General features: G+C 72.3%; 11 protein-coding genes. 9 read left to right on the top strand and 2 right to left on the bottom strand.

What is annotated here, in order from left to right:
- Positions 1 to 136 precede the first annotated feature (136 nt).
- From MVG78_RS19455 to MVG78_RS19435, 5 genes are all read left to right on the top strand, one after another.
- Positions 137 to 619: a peroxiredoxin gene (locus MVG78_RS19455; RefSeq protein WP_247556254.1), complete on the top strand. Its 483-nt coding sequence runs from the start codon at positions 137 to 139 to the stop codon at positions 617 to 619.
- A 22-nt stretch (positions 620 to 641) separates the two neighbouring features.
- Positions 642 to 953, top strand: coding sequence for a hypothetical protein (locus MVG78_RS19450; protein ID WP_247556251.1), 312 nt, complete (start codon positions 642 to 644; stop codon positions 951 to 953).
- 243 nt (positions 954 to 1196) lie between these two features.
- Positions 1197 to 1466 (top strand): MoaD/ThiS family protein, encoded by a 270-nt coding sequence (locus MVG78_RS19445; protein ID WP_247556248.1) that lies wholly within the window; start codon positions 1197 to 1199, stop codon positions 1464 to 1466.
- On the top strand, positions 1463 to 2644 hold the full coding sequence (moeB, locus tag MVG78_RS19440) for a molybdopterin-synthase adenylyltransferase MoeB (RefSeq protein ID WP_247556228.1): 1182 nt from the start codon (positions 1463 to 1465) through the stop codon (positions 2642 to 2644). Before MVG78_RS19445 ends, moeB begins: the two co-directional genes overlap by 4 nt.
- Before the next feature lie 265 nt (positions 2645 to 2909).
- A complete protein-coding gene (locus MVG78_RS19435) occupies positions 2910 to 4451 on the top strand; it encodes a polysaccharide biosynthesis protein (RefSeq protein WP_247556225.1) in 1542 nt (513 codons plus the stop codon).
- 73 nt (positions 4452 to 4524) lie between these two features.
- On the opposite strand, the gene MVG78_RS19430 is transcribed toward MVG78_RS19435, so the two are convergent.
- A complete protein-coding gene (locus MVG78_RS19430; RefSeq protein WP_247556205.1) occupies positions 4525 to 5544 on the bottom strand; it encodes a P1 family peptidase in 1020 nt (339 codons plus the stop codon).
- Entirely contained in the window at positions 5537 to 7147 is a 1611-nt protein-coding gene (locus MVG78_RS19425; protein ID WP_247556203.1) for an ABC transporter substrate-binding protein, read from the bottom strand. Before MVG78_RS19425 ends, MVG78_RS19430 begins: the two co-directional genes overlap by 8 nt.
- Positions 7148 to 7463: 316 nt before the next feature.
- On the opposite strand from MVG78_RS19425, the gene ptsP reads away from it, so the two are divergent.
- From ptsP to MVG78_RS19405, 4 genes are all read left to right on the top strand, one after another.
- Entirely contained in the window at positions 7464 to 9980 is a 2517-nt protein-coding gene (gene ptsP / locus MVG78_RS19420) for a phosphoenolpyruvate--protein phosphotransferase (RefSeq protein WP_247556201.1), read from the top strand.
- Positions 9970 to 11028: a 1-phosphofructokinase family hexose kinase gene (locus MVG78_RS19415; RefSeq protein WP_247556188.1), complete on the top strand. Its 1059-nt coding sequence runs from the start codon at positions 9970 to 9972 to the stop codon at positions 11026 to 11028. Before ptsP ends, MVG78_RS19415 begins: the two co-directional genes overlap by 11 nt.
- Complete coding sequence (locus tag MVG78_RS19410; RefSeq protein ID WP_247556186.1) at positions 11025 to 12788, top strand: fructose-specific PTS transporter subunit EIIC; 1764 nt, start codon at positions 11025 to 11027, stop codon at positions 12786 to 12788. The genes MVG78_RS19415 and MVG78_RS19410 overlap by 4 nt, the downstream gene beginning before the upstream one ends.
- Positions 12789 to 12958: 170 nt before the next feature.
- On the top strand, positions 12959 to 14476 hold the full coding sequence (locus MVG78_RS19405) for a CYTH and CHAD domain-containing protein (RefSeq protein WP_247556176.1): 1518 nt from the start codon (positions 12959 to 12961) through the stop codon (positions 14474 to 14476).
- Positions 14477 to 14491 lie beyond the last annotated feature (15 nt).

Genomic DNA, 14491 nt, shown 5'->3' with positions numbered 1-14491 from the left:
CGCCTTGGTTTTCATGACGCCCCGGCGGCGCCCTTGCAGGTAGGCCGCGCTTGACAGCAGGGCTCCGCTCGCGCCGCATCCGCGCACGCGCCCCGCCGCCCCCATCCCGGGGGCTTGCGCCGCAGAAAGGAAGGCCATGCCCATTCAGCCCGGCGACACGATCCCCTCGGTCAAGCTCATGCGTGCCACCCCGGAGGGGCCGCAGGAGCAGGACACCGCGGACTTCTTCGCCGGCCGGACGGTGGTGCTGTTCGGCGTCCCCGGCGCCTTCACCCCCACCTGCTCCGCCCGCCATCTGCCCGGCTTCAAGGAGCAGGCGGAGGCCCTGCGGGCCAAGGGCGTCGATGCCATCGCCTGCATGGCGGTGAACGATGCCTTCGTCATGGCCGCCTGGGCCCGCGACCAGGGCCTGGGAGATGAGATCGCCATGCTCGCCGATGGTTCGGCCGCCTTCACCCGCGCGCTGGGGCTGGAGATGGATCTCGGTGCCCGTGGCATGGGAGTGCGCTGCCAGCGCTTCGCCCTGGTCGCCCGCGACGGCAAGGTGGCGCATGTGGGGATCGAGGCCCCGGGCGCCTTCGAGGCGAGCAAGGCCGAAACGATTCTGGCGGTGTTGTAGCCAAACCTGTACGAAGGCCCCCATGCCGAAAACCGCACCCAACATGGTGGACCCCATCGGGGCCTTCGCCGAGATGACACGCTGGAGCCTGTTCGCCTGGCAGGCCGGATGGGTCTTCACCCTCCGCTCCGCCAGCCTCTGGGCGGAGCCCGCCACGGCCGCCCCGGCCCTGACGGAGATGGCGCTGGAGAAGCAGCGCGCCTTCACCCAGGGCTGGATGGATGCCGGCCGCAAGGCGATGCAGGGCGCCGATGCGCGGCAGATCGCCAATGCCGCGATGGCGCCCGCCCGCCGCCGCGTCGCCGCGAATGTGAAGACCCTGAGCCGTCCCTGATCGGAAGCGGGGAAGAGGCGGCTTAAACATTATTAATTCGTATCAAATGCTTGAGTGTCGATTTTTGCGAGATTTAGGTTGCGGATTTCGACACGCCGCCGCTTTATAGGCCTTCCTGAATCACTGGATCTGTGCTCCCCCGACACGGATTCCGCCGGCTCAGGCGTCTCTCCGTGAAGGCGTCGCCGCCAGAATCCGTGCCGTGGCCGGGCAAGACCCTGGGCAGCTTCCGAAAGGGGTTTCATGCCGGTCATCCTGGTGCCGAGTTCCCTCCGCCGATACACAGGCCAGCAGGCTCAGGTCACGGTCGAGGGCGATACCGTGCAGTCGGTGCTGGACCATCTGGTGGACGGCCTGCCGGAAATGCGGGGCCACCTCTTCACCGCGAACCGCCTGCGGCCCTTCGTGATGGTCTTCAAGAACGGCCAGGACATCCGCCTGCTGAACGGGCTGGACACCGCCGTCGATGGCAAGGACGAGATCCGCATCCTGGCGAGCATCGCTGGCGGATGAGCGCGCTCCTGGCCGATGCCCCTTTGCCGGATCTCAGCGCCGCGGAGCTGAGGCGCTTCGGGCGCCATCTGATCCTGCCGGAATTCGGCATCGAGGGGCAGCGCCGGCTGAAGGCCGGCAGCGTGCTGCTGATCGGCGCCGGCGGCCTGGGTTGCCCCACCGCCCTCTACCTCGCCGCCGCGGGGGTCGGCCGTATCGGGCTGGTGGACCCGGATGTGGTGGAGGAGACCAACCTCCAGCGCCAGGTCGCCCATGGCTATTCCACCCTGGGCCGGCAGAAGACGGAAAGCGCCGCCGCGCGCATGACCGACCTGAACCCGGACCTGGTGGTCGAGCGGCACGACGTCTTCCTGACGGTGGACAACGCGCTGGAACTGATCGCCGGCTATGACGTGGTGATCGACGGGACGGACAACTTCCCGACCCGCTACCTTGTCAACGATGCCTGCACGAAGCTCGGCATCCCCAACGTCTATGGCGGCGTGCTGCGCTTCGACGGGCAGCTCAGCGTCTTCGACGCCCGTGTCGGCCCTTGCTACCGCTGCCTCTTCCCCGAGCCGCCGCCGACCGAACTCGCGCCCAACTGCGCCGAGGCCGGGGTGCTGGGCGTGCTGCCGGGCGTGATCGGCGCCCTGCAGGCCACGGAGGCGATCAAGCTTCTCACCGGCATCGGCACGCCGATGATCGGGCGGATGCTGGTCTATGACGGGCTGGATCTGAGCTTCGGCACCGTCACCGTGGCCAAGGCGCCGGACTGCCCCTGTTGCGGCAAGCCGCCCTCCGAGATCGTGCTGCGGGAGGTGCAGATGGTGTGTTCCGCGCCTGTGGTCGGCCAGGGGCTTTCCGCCGCCGAGGCACTGGCCCGGCTGGAGGCGGGGCCGGAGATGGTGCTGCTCGACGTCCGCAACCCGCCGGAATGGGCGGGCGGGACCCTGCCGGGCGCCCTGCGCCTGCCCAAGCCGCTGATCGACGATGCGGTGGGGGCGCTGCTGGAACAGGGCACCGCCGCCGCCGGCGTGCTGGACGGGATCCCGCGGGACCGCGACCTGCTGGTCTATTGCCAGTCCGGCATGCGGAGCGCGGCCGTCATCCGCGCCCTGGTCTCGGCCGGCTATGACCCAGGGCGGCTGTTCAATCTGGAGCGTGGCTTCTCTGCCTGGACCGGGCCGAGGGCCTGACCGTCCATCCATACCTCCGGTTGCGGCGTCGCGGCCGGAGGCATGAGGCCCATCCCGAAAACCGGGAAATCCAGGAATATTTTGGCATATTCCCGAAGGATGGATTTTGGCCCCGATGATGTCCGTCTTGAATTCCTAAATCTAATTAATTCGACTTTACTTGGTGGGGCTATGTATGCTGCATTGCGGAAACTAAACGTTACAATACTGGCGTGTTGCACTGTCCTTGTGCATGACGCATTGCTCCAGCAGGGCGATTGATCTGATGCCGCAAAGCAGCGCCGACCTGATTCGGGATATCACCGCCCTGGCGCCGGATGGCCAGGCTGCGCTGAATGCGGCGACGATCCAGACTCTCCAGGCCCTGACACGCCGGCTTCTGGCGGCGCGGGAGGCCGAGGGAGGGCTGGACGAGGACCCGCTGGAACTCGCCATGACCCGCAACGTGGAACTGCACCGCGACGCGGTGGCGGCGCGGCTGGCCGGTCGGCGCATCCTGGTCACCGGCGGGTCCGGCTCCGTCGGCACGCGGCTGCGCCGGCTGTTGCAGGGCTTCGGGCCGGCGGCGCTGTTCAATCTCGACATCGCCCCGCATCACGGCGAGGGCACCGGCATCACCGCCGATATCCGCGACGCGGTGGCGCTCGATGCCGCCTTCCGCGAGGCGCGGCCCGAGGTGGTCTTCCACCTGGCAGCGATCCGCGAGCCGGGCCGGGCCGAGGCCGTGGTGCGGGAGGCGGTGGAAACCAATGTCTTCGGCAGCGGCAACGTCATCGGGGCCTGCCAGCGCCATGGCGTGCGGATCGCGGTCTATTCCTCGACCGGCAAGTGCTTCGCCTATGTGACCGACCACGTCTACACCGCCACCAAGAAGCTGGCGGAGGCGCAATGGATGCGCGCCGCCCGCCAGGGGGCGGCCCAGCGGGAGGATGGGGGGGGGGCGACGCATTTCGCCGTCACGCGATTCACCCATGTGCTGGAGAACGGCATCATCGCCGCGGACATCCAGGCGGGGATCGAGGCCGGGATGATCGGCCTGCATGGGCCGGACCGGCATTTCAACGTGCAGAACCTGCGGCAGGCGACGCATCTGCTGGTCAATGCCGCGGCGCTCGCCGGGGACGGGCCGGTGGATGCCTTCTGGAGCGCGGTGGATCTCGGCTGGCCGGTGAACACGCTGGACCTCGCCCTCTTCAAGATCCGGCACAGCGGGCGCGAGGTGGGGGTGCGCTTCCTCGGCGTGCCGAAGGGCTATGACGAATCCTTCTACCGCGGCCAGTTCGACTGGAGCGGCCTCTACGAATACCACCCGCTGATCAACGCGCTGGAGGCGCCGCAGGGCTTCACCGACAGCACCGGCACCATGGTGGGCGCCCGTGTCGGCGCGGTGCCGGATGCGGTGCTGACGCAGGAGCTGCTGCATCTGCGCCAGGTGGTGGACGGTGCCGAGGGCGCGCCGGGCACGGTGAAGCAGGCGCTGCTGGCCGCCGTCACCGCGACCACCGGCGCGGTCTTCGCCACGACGCCGCCCGACCGCCTGCTGAACGTGCTCTGGTGGGGCACCGCCCCGGCCTGGGCCGGTCCCGGCGGCGCCACGGCGGCCCGCTACCGCAATGTGATCGCGCTCCTGGCCGATGCGCTGATCCCCGCCGTCGCCGAAGGGCATTTCGCGGCCTGCCCGGTCCAGTGCGGGAAGCTGGCGGAGATCGCCGGCACGCTCGCCCGGATCGGCGGGCTGGAGGAGCGCGCCGCGCGGCTTTCCGCATTGCTCCCGGCCCGGAACATGGCCGATGCGGCGCATGACTGAGGTCCGCTGACGGACCCCTGAATCGGAAGGCCGCGCCGGGGACGGCGCGGCAGCCGCTCGCCCTCCCGGGGCGTCAGCTCCCGAAACGTTCGCGCCAGGAAGGCAGCGCGCCCGGATAGGGCAGGGCCGTCGCCTCGTAGACCCCACGCGCCACGGCCCGGGCCATGGCGATGGTCGCCGCATGGCCGAGCAGGGTCAGGTCGCGCAGCGGGTCCGCGAGCGGCACCTCCCCCGTGGCGGCGGCGAAGACCGTGTCGCCGTCATGCGGCGCATGGGCCGGCAGGATGGCGCGGGCCAGCCCGTCATCCGCCATGCTGGCGAGGCGCGCGGCCTGGGCCTTGGTCAGCGCGGCATTGGTGGCGATCAGCCCGATCGTGGTGGCGGTGCCGGGGCCGCCCTTGAAGCGCGGCAGCAGGTGTTCCGGCGCGAAGCGGGCCGGCAGGCCGCGCCCGCCGAATTCCCCGTCCCGCTCGAAGGGGGCGGACCAGAACCAGGGGCCTTCGCCGACCAGGGGGGAGCCGACCGCGTTCACCGCCACGATGGCCGCGACGGCATGGCCGCTTTCGCTGCGCAGGCTGGCCGAGCCGAGACCACCCTTCACCAGCGGCGTGGTGGCGCCGGTCCCGGCCCCGACGCTGCCCAGCGCGAAGCGGTGGCCGGACGCCTGCCCGGCGGCCTCCATCGCGGCGGCGTGGCCGAGCTCGCGATAGGGCGGGAAGCGGCCCCAGTCCTTGTTCCCGCCATTGCGCAGGTCGAAGAGGATGGCCTGCGGCGCCAGCGGGATGGTGAGGCCGGCGAAGCTCTGCCCGCGCCCCAACTCGCGCAGCGCCGCCTGCACCCCGGTCCCGGCATCGAGGCCGAAGGTGGAGCCGCCGGACAGCACGATCCCGTCCACCTTCTCCACCGTCTTGTCGAGGGCCAGCAGCTCCGTGTCGCGCGAGCCCGGGGCGCCGCCGCGCATGCTGACGGCCGCGGTGGCGCCGCCGGCGAAGAGGATGGCGGTGACGCCGGAGCCGAGGGAGAGGTCCGTGGCATGGCCGACGGTGATGCCGGCGATGTCGGTGATCAGGTTGAGGGGAGGCGTTTCAGGCACGTCGCGTGCTCCAGAACAGGACGAAGCCCTTGGGGATATCCACGATCTCCCGCCGGAAAACGGTGGAGGCGAGCATCTGGCCGAGCGGGATATAGGGCACGTCGCGGAAGGCCTGTTCCTGGATGCGCGCCGCGATGGCCTTCTGTGCCGCCGCGTCGGGCGCGGCGAGCCAGGCGTCGCGCAGGGATTCCAGCGCCTCGCTGCGCGGCCAGCCGGTGGCGGCGCCGTTGCCGCGCAGATAGCTGTGCACGGCGGGATTGATCTGGTCGAGGCCGGACCAGAAGGTGCCGAAGACGCTCCAGCCGCCTGCCCCGGCCGGATCGCGTTTCGGCAGGCGTTGCACCATCGAACCCCAGTCCATCGCCTGTTCGTCAAGGTTCATCCCGAGCCGCCGCAGCAGGTCGGCGGTGACGTCTGCCAGCGCCTTCAGCGTCGGGAAGTCCGAGGGCGAGAGCAGCACCACCTTCTGGCCGTCATAGCCCGCCGCGGCCAGCGCCGCGCGCGCCCCGGCGAGGTCGCGCGGCCCGGTGAGCGCCGCCATCCCGGCCTCGCTCGCCAGCGGGGAGACCGGCGGGAAATAGCCGATGCCGTCGCTCCAGTTGCTCCGGTCGGTGCCGGCCACGGCGGTCATGTAATCGGCCTGCGACACGGCGCCGAGCAGGGCGTGGCGGATGGCCGGATTGCTGAAGGGCGGGTTCAGGTGGTTGAAGCGCAGGCAGCCGACATAGCCGGCGACATCGCGCTGCGCGACGGTGAGCTTCGGGTCCTGCCGCAGCATGGGCAGCAGGTCGGCGGTCGGGTTCTCCCACCAGTCCATCTCCCCCGCGCGCATGGCATTGGCGGCGGTCGCGGCATCCGGCAGGACGTGCCATTCCACGCGGTCGAAATGCACCCGCTTCGGCCCGGCGGTGAAGTCGGCGGGGCCGCCCGCCGCGTCTTCCGGGCGCGGCACGTACTGCTCGTTGCGGGCATAGGCGACGCGCGAGCCCGCCACACGCTCCGAGGCCAGGAATCGGAAGGGGCCGCTGCCCACCATCTCCGTCACCTGGGTGAAGGGATCGGTCTTCGCCAGGCGCTCCGGCATGATGGCGCAGATCGCGGACCCCGCCTTGCCCAGAGCATCCGGCAGGAGCGGGAAGGGACGCTTCAGGCGGAAGCGGATCACCCGGTCGCTTTCGGCGGAAAGCTCCTCCACCGCCGCCATCAGCGTCTGGCCGAATCCGTCGCGCGCGCCCCAGCGGCGGATGGAGGCGACGCAGTCCCGCGCCAGCACCGGCTCCCCGTCATGGAAGCGCAGGCCCTCGCGCAGCGTCAGGCGCCAGAGCAGCCCGTCCGGCGCAACCTCGTGCCCCGCCACCATCTGCGGCCGGGCGCGGAAGGCGCTGTCCATGCCGTAGAGCGTGTCGAAGACCATCAGCGCGTGGTTGCGCGTGACATAGGCCGTGCTCCAGATGGGATCGAGCACGGCGAGGTCGGATTGCGGCACGAAGCGCAGCACGGAGCCGCCCGCCGGGGCGGCCCAGGCACGCGACAGGCGTGGTGCGGCGAGGGGGAGGGCCAGCCCCGTCGCCAGGGAGCCTGCCAGGAGCCTGCGGCGGTGCATCCGGTTCTCCGTTCTGCTGTTCACATCTGCGGTTCGCACCGGCCGGGGGAGCCGTGCCGGTGCGGGCAGGGTGGCAGCCGTGACGGGGCGCCGTCCATAGCCGCTCCGGCCGGGAGGGGCGCCGCCACCGGGGTTAAGCGCCATCCATGATCGCCGGAACAGCATTGCCCCAATTGCATGACGCCATTCCGCCATTTACGACAGGGGGCGAGGCCACGGGGGCGGCTGGCGGCGGATGGGCGGACCCCGGTACCGGGCCCCCCGGAGGACCCGCCGGCTCCTGGCGCCGCAGCTCGACCAGGGGACGCCAGCACACGTGATCCTTTCCGCCGAACGTATCCGCCTCGACGCAGATCCGGGCTCCAAGGATGAGGCCATCCGGGAAGCGGCGCAGCTCCTCGTGGAAACGGGCGCCATCGCGCCCGCCTATGTGGAGAGCATGCTCCGCCGGGAGGGGGAGGCCGAGACCTATCTCGGCGACGGCATCGCCATCCCGCATGGCCAGCGCAACGACCGGCACCTGATCCACAGCACCGCGATCTCCGTGCTCCAGGTGCCGCGGGGCGTGGACTGGGGGGAGGACAAGGCCCGGCTGGTGGTGGCCATCGCCGCCCAGGGCGACGAGCATATCGAGGTGCTGCGCCGGCTGACCGAGGTGCTGGGCGACAGCATGCTGGCCGAGCGGCTCGCCACCACGCGCGATCCCGGCCTGATCCTGCGCACGCTGGACCCCGATGCCGCGCCGGCCGGTGGGGAGGCCGCCCCCATCATGCCGCCGGCCGGCTCGGTGGAAGCCTCGGGCGAGGGCTTCTCCATCAGCGTGCAGGCGCCGGGCGCCGCCGGGCTGCATGCCCGCCCGGCCCGTGCCCTGGCCGGCATCGCCAAGCGCTACGACGCCGCCGTCGAGATCCGCCACGGCGACCGCCGGGCCGATGCGAAGAGCATGATCTCCCTGCTGCAACTCGGCGCCGGGGCGAATGCCCTGCTCACCGTCACCGCCCGTGGCCCGCAGGCCGCCGAGGCACTGGAGGCGGTGCGCGCGGGCTTCGTCGCCGGGCTGGGGGAGGGCGAGGACGACCATGCCCCCGCCGACCGCGCGCCGGAGGCCGTGGCCCCCATGGCGGAGGAGGGCGCCATCGCCGGCCTGCCCGCCAGCCCGGGCGTGGCCATCGGCGTGATCTTCCGCCACCGCTCCGAAAGCGCGGGCTATGCCGAGACCGCCGCCGACCCGGCCGCCGAGCGCGCGGCGCTGGACGGCGCGCTGGCCGAGGCGCGGGCCGAGCTGCGCCAGGTGGCGGCGGACATGACCACGCGCGTCGGCGCCAAGCATGCCGCGATCTTCGGCGCGCATGAGGAGTTCCTGGACGATCCGGAGCTGCTCGCCGAGGCGCGGATGCGCATCGCGAGGGGCGCCTCCGCCCCCGCCGCCTGGGATGGCGCGACCGCCTCGCGCGCCGAGGCGCTGGTGGCGCTGGGCGACCCGCTGCTGGCCGAGCGCGCCAACGACCTGAAGGACGTCTCCCGCCGCGTGCTGCGCCGCCTGACCGGCACCAGCGGCGATCCTGACATCTCCCCGCCGCTGCCCGAACGCGCGGTGGTGGTGGCGGAGGACCTGACGCCCTCCGAGACCGCCGGGCTCGACCCGATGCGGGTGGTGGGGCTGGTGACGGCGGCCGGCGGGCCCACGGCGCATACCGCCATCCTGGCGCGTGCCCTGGGCATCCCCGCCATCGTCGCCGCGGGCCCCGCCGTGATGGAGCTGCCGGACGGCACGCCGGTGATCGTGGATGGCGACCGCGGGCTGCTGCGCCCCGATCCGGACGCGGCGCAGCTCGCCGCGGCGGAGAGGGCCATCGCCACGGGGCGCGACCGCGCCGCCGCCGCCAGGGCCGCCGCCTTCCGCCCCGCCGTGACGCGGGACGGGCACCGGGTGGAGGTCGCGGCCAATTGCCGCAAGCCGGAGGAAGCGGTGGAGGCCGTGGCCGCCGGCGCCGAGGGCACGGGGCTGGTGCGTTCGGAGTTCCTGTTCGACGACCGGGCGGAGCCGCCGACCGAGGAGGAGCAGTTCGAGATCTACCGCAGGCTGGCCGAGGGCTTCGGCGGGCTGCCGGTGGTGCTGCGCACGCTGGATGCGGGGGGCGACAAGCCGCTGCGCTTCGTGCGGCACCCGGCCGAGGCCAATCCCTTCCTCGGCCTGCGGGGGCTGCGCCTCTGCCTCGCCAACCCGGAGCTGTTCCGGCCGCAGATCCGCGCCGCGCTGCGGGCGGCGAAGCATGGCGACATCCGCATCATGCTGCCGATGGTGGACGGGCTCGCCGACCTGCGCGCCGCGAAGGCGATCATCGAGGAGGAGCGCCGCGCCCTGATCGCGCCGCCGGTCGAGGTGGGCATCATGGTCGAGGTCCCGGCCGCCGCGGTGATGGCCGACCAGCTCGCCGCCGAGGCGGATTTCTTCTCCATCGGCACCAATGACCTGACGCAGTACACGCTGGCGGTGGACCGGCTGCACCCGACGCTGGGCGCGCGGTCGGACGCGCTGGACCCGGCGGTGCTGCGGCTGATCGACATGACGGTGAAGGCCGCCCATGCGCGGGGCCGCTGGGTCGGCGTCTGCGGCAACATGGCGGCGGACCCGGTGGCGGCGCCGATCCTGGTGGGCCTCGGGGTGGACGAGCTGTCCGTCTCCATCCCCAATGTCGCGGCGCTGAAGGCGCAGATCCGCGGCCTGAGCCGCACCGAGGCGGAGCGCCTGGCGCGCACGGCGTTGAACTGCGCCACCGCCGCCGAGGTCCGGGCCCTGCCCGTGGCGCGGGAGATGGCCCATGCCGCCTGAAGCCGCCCCGAAGCCGCTCTCGGGGAAGCTGATCGCCACGGTCACGCTGAACCCGGCGATGGACTTCACCGTGACGCTCGACCGGCTGGAGCCGGGCGAGGTCAACCGTGCCCGGGGGGCGGAGATGCGCCCGGCCGGCAAGGGCGTGAACGTCTCCGCCATGCATGCGGTGCTGGGGCAGCGCAGCGCCGCCACCGGGCTGATGCCGCGCCTCGATGCGGATGCCTATGCCCGCTACCTCGCCGGGCTGGGGGTGGAGGATGCCTTCCACCGCGTGCCCGGGCGGGCGCGCATCAACGTCAAGCTGGTGGAAAGCGGCGACGGGCGCGTCACCGACGTGAACACGCCGGGGCCCGAGGCGCCGGCGGATGCGCTGGACGGCGTGCTGGCGCGGCTCGATGCCCTGGCCCCCGCCATCGTGGTGCTGTCCGGCAGCCTGCCGCCCGGACTCGGCGCCGATGCCTGGGCGGTGCTGGCCGGGGCGCAGCACGCCGCCGGGCGGCTGGTGCTGCTGGACACCAGCGGGGCGGCCCTGGGTCCGGCGCTGGAGGCCGGGGTGGACCTGATCAAGCCCAACCGGGACGAGCTGGGCGCGCTGCTCGGCCGCAGGCTGGCCGACCGCGCCTCGGTGCTCGCCGCGGCGGCGGAGATGCGGGGGCGCGGCATCGCCCGCGTCGTCGTCTCCGCCGGCGGGGAGGGGGCGCTCTTCGCCCTGCCGGAAGGGATGCTCTGGGCCGTGCCGCCGAAGGTGCCGCTGACCACCACGGTGGGTGCGGGCGATTCCATGGTGGCGGGGCTTTCCGCCGCGCTGGCCCAGGGGCTGGAGCCGGAACCCATGGCGCGCCTCGCCACCGCCGCCGCCGCCGCCGCCGCCGTGTCCCGCCCCCGGGCGGGATGCCGGACCGTTCCACGATCGAACGGCTTGCCGAGGCCGTGCGGATCGAGAAGCTGTAATCCACGCGCAACGGACAGGCGCCCCCGGCCGGGCGATACCGGACGGCGGGAACCTGTCCCGAGCCACCCAGTCCTGAGGGGGACAACCGCATGACCCGGCTGACCGCCGTGATCCGGCATGCCGCCAGCCCACCCCATGCCGCCATGGCGGCGGAGGCGCTGCGCGAAGCCGCCGAGAGGAGCCATGTCGAGCTGTCGCTCGACACGGGCGAGGGGAACCCGCCGGCCGAGGGGGATGCCATCCTCCTGGTCGGGGATGCCACGGCCGAGGCGGCGCGCTATGCCGGCCGGCCGCTGATCGCCACCACGGTGGTGGAGGCGATCCGCCATCCGGAAACGGCGCTGCGCTCGGCGGCGGCGCTGGCCAGCCTGCCGCGCCCGCCGGTCGTGGCGCCCGTCGCCACGGTGCCCGCCGGGGCCTCGGCCGGTGCCTCCGCCGGTGCGGTGGGGGCCACGGTCTCCGGTCCGAGGAAGCTGGTGGGCATCACCGCCTGCCCGACCGGCATCGCCCATACCTTCATGGCCGCCGCCGCGCTGGAGAAGGCGGCGAAGGCCCTGGGCCATGAGATCCGGGTCGAGACCCAGGGCTCGGTCGGCGCCAAGAACCAGTTGACGCCGGAGGAGATCGCCGCCGCCGATGCGGTGGTGATCGCCGCCGATACGGGGGTGGACACCGCCCGCTTCAATGGCAAGCGCATCGTCATCACCGGCACCAACGAGGCGCTGCGCGGCGGGCAGGACCTGATCCGGCGTGCCCTGGTGGCCGAGCCGCAAGGGGGTGCTGCGGCGGGTGCGGCGCCCAGCCCGGCCAGGCCCTCGGGCAAGGGCACCGGGCGCGGCGTCTACAAGCACCTGATGACCGGCGTGTCCTACATGATCCCGCTGGTCACGGCGGGCGGCCTCTGCATCGCCATCTCCTTCGCCTTCGGCATCGAGGCGTTCAAGGAGCCGGGCTCGCTGGCCGAGGCCTTCTTCAACATCGGCGCGAAGTCGGCCCTGGCGCTGATGGTGCCGGTGCTGGCGGCCTTCATCGCCTTCTCCATCGCCGACCGGCCCGGCCTGGCGCCAGGCTTCATCGGCGGCATGCTGGCGAACCTCGTCGGCGCTGGCTTCCTCGGCGGCATCGTGGCGGGGTTCCTGGCCGGCTATGTCGCGAAATGGCTGCGCGACAGGCTGCCCTTTCCGGAAAGCCTGGAAGGGCTGAAACCGGTGCTGGTGATCCCGCTGATCGGCTCGATCGTCGTTGGCATGCTGATGATCTATGTGGTCGGCACGCCGATCGCGGCACTGCTCGCCTGGCTGACCGAGACGCTGCGCTCCATGGGCACCACCAATGCCGTGGTGCTGGGGCTGATCCTCGGCGCCATGATGGCGGTGGACATGGGCGGGCCGGTGAACAAGGCGGCCTATGCCTTCGGCGTCGGACTGCTGGGCAGCGACACCTTCGCCCCGATGGCGGCGATCATGGCCGCCGGCATGACCCCGCCGCTGGGCATCGCGCTGGCCACCTTCATTGCCCGCAACCGCTTCGCGCAGGAGGAGCGGGATGCCGGCAAGGCGGCCTTCGTGCTCGGCCTCGCCTTCATCAGCGAGGGCGCGATTCCCTTCGCGGCCAAGGACCCGCTGCGCGTCATCCCGGCGCTGATCGCGGGATCGGCGGTGACGGGGGCGCTGTCCATGCTGTTCGGCTGCACGCTGCGGGCGCCGCATGGCGGCATCTTCGTGGTGGGCATCCCGGGTGCGGTGGGCAATCCGCTGGGCTATCTCGTGGCCATCGTGGTGGGCACGGTGATCACCGGCCTCGCCGTCGCGGTGCTGAAGCGCAACAGCCCCGCCGAGGCGGTGGCCGCCTGAGGAGGGCGGGGAGGGGCGGGATGGTTTCCCGGCCCTCCCGCTTCCCCGGCGCCATTCCTGGCAAGCCGGGGCGGGAGATCGAAATGAAGGTGTTGAGGTTTTGTGACGCGGGCTTGAAATTTTTGTGTCAGTATCGGCGGCCCTGACCCCGCATGACATTCTCCGCCGCGATGACCCAAGAGACCAACGACACGGCTCGCGAGTTGGAGATCAAGTTTCTCCTGCCTGACACCCATGAGGACCGGCTTCCCGGACTTCCCGTCTTCGATGGGATCGCCACCAGGACCCAGGCCCAGGTCACCACCTATTTCGACACGTCCGGCCGCGACCTGTTCGGTGCCGGCATGGCCCTGCGCGTCCGCCGCATCGGCCGGCAGCGCATCCAGACCCTGAAGACCGGGAGCGACGGCACCGCCTTCGGGCGCGGCGAGTGGGAGGCCGGGATCGCCGGCGACCGGCCCGAGATGGCGCCGCTCGCCGGAACGCCAGCCGCCGGGCTCCTGCCGGCGGGGGCCGTGCTGGAGCCCGTCTTCACGACGGAGGTGCGCCGGACGCGCGGCGAGGTGGCCATGCCGGAAGGGGCGCGGATCGAGGTGGCGCTCGATATCGGCGAGATCCGCGCCGGCGAGGCGACCGAGGCGATCCGGGAGCTGGAGCTGGAGCTGAAGGCCGGGACCCCCGCCGCGCTCTGCCGCCTCGCCGCCGAGATCCAGCTGGCCATCCCGGGCGCGCGCCTCTCGGTGGAAAGCAAGGCCGAGCGCGGCTGGCTGCTGAGCACGGGAGCCCGGCGGGTGGCCCGCAAGGCGGATGACGTGCGCCTGTCGCCGGAGATGACCACGGCCGAGGCCATGCGCGACATCCTGGCCTCCACCCTGCGGCACCTGATGGGCAACGAGCCCGTCGCCCGCGCCGGGGTGATGGAGGGCGTGCACCAGATGCGCGTCGCCCTGCGCCGCACGCGGGCCGCCCTGCGGCTTTTCGAGCCGCTGCTGGAGCCCCATGCCACGGCGCGTTTCGAGGCGGAGCTGAAGCGGCTGGGGCAGGTGCTGGGCCATGCCCGCGACTGGGATGTCTTCTGCGAGGAGACCCTGGCCGAGGCTGTGAAGGACGAGGCCGGCACGGACTGGATCACCCTCCTGCGTCCGCTGGCCGAGGAATGCCGTGCCGAGGCGCATGCCCGCATGATCGCCGAGTTGCAGGGGCCGGCGCTCGGCGCGCTGGTGCTCGGCCTGGTGGGCTGGGCGGAGGAGCCGGCCCTGCTGGGGGGCGAGGTGATGGCGCAGCCGGTCTCCGAGCATGGGGCGGATCTCCTCGCCCGGCTGAACCGCAAGGTGCGCCGCCGCGGCAAGCGCATCGCCGGGCGTTCGGAGGAGGAACTGCACGCGCTGCGCAAGGCACTGAAGCGGCTGCGCTACGGGCTGGAGTTCCTGGGCGGCCTCTGCCCCGAGAAGCCGCTGCGGAAGTACCTGAACGGCTGCAAGGACCTCCAGGAGCATCTCGGCGGGCTGAATGATGCCGTGACGGCCATCGCCATGGGCGAGCGGCTGGCCGGGAAGGGGGGCAGCGAGGTCGCCCCGGCCCTGGCCGCGCTGACGCAATGGGCGGAGGCGCGGCGCGATGCCGCCATCGCGCAACTGCCGGGGGACTGGAAGCGGTTCAAGCGGCTGCCGCTGCCACTGCCCGGCTGACGGCGGGGCGGCCCC

Origin of the sequence: Roseomonas gilardii subsp. gilardii (genome assembly GCF_023078375.1) — a bacterium.
Taxonomy (GTDB): Bacteria; Pseudomonadota; Alphaproteobacteria; order Acetobacterales; family Acetobacteraceae; genus Roseomonas; species Roseomonas gilardii.
The sequence above is the reverse complement of the archived record's forward strand: the minus strand, read 5'-3'. Positions and strand labels throughout refer to the sequence as shown.

Coding starts and splice junctions, on each gene's coding strand:
- MVG78_RS19455 (WP_247556254.1), top strand. CDS start 137: ATGCCCATTCAGCCCGGCGACACGATCCCCTCGGTCAAGCTCATGCGT.
- MVG78_RS19450 (WP_247556251.1), top strand. CDS start 642: ATGCCGAAAACCGCACCCAACATGGTGGACCCCATCGGGGCCTTCGCC.
- MVG78_RS19445 (WP_247556248.1), top strand. CDS start 1,197: ATGCCGGTCATCCTGGTGCCGAGTTCCCTCCGCCGATACACAGGCCAG.
- moeB (WP_247556228.1), top strand. CDS start 1,463: ATGAGCGCGCTCCTGGCCGATGCCCCTTTGCCGGATCTCAGCGCCGCG.
- MVG78_RS19435 (WP_247556225.1), top strand. CDS start 2,910: ATGCCGCAAAGCAGCGCCGACCTGATTCGGGATATCACCGCCCTGGCG.
- MVG78_RS19425 (WP_247556203.1), bottom strand. CDS start 7,147: ATGCACCGCCGCAGGCTCCTGGCAGGCTCCCTGGCGACGGGGCTGGCC.
- MVG78_RS19415 (WP_247556188.1), top strand. CDS start 9,970: ATGCCGCCTGAAGCCGCCCCGAAGCCGCTCTCGGGGAAGCTGATCGCC.
- MVG78_RS19410 (WP_247556186.1), top strand. CDS start 11,025: ATGACCCGGCTGACCGCCGTGATCCGGCATGCCGCCAGCCCACCCCAT.
- MVG78_RS19405 (WP_247556176.1), top strand. CDS start 12,959: ATGACCCAAGAGACCAACGACACGGCTCGCGAGTTGGAGATCAAGTTT.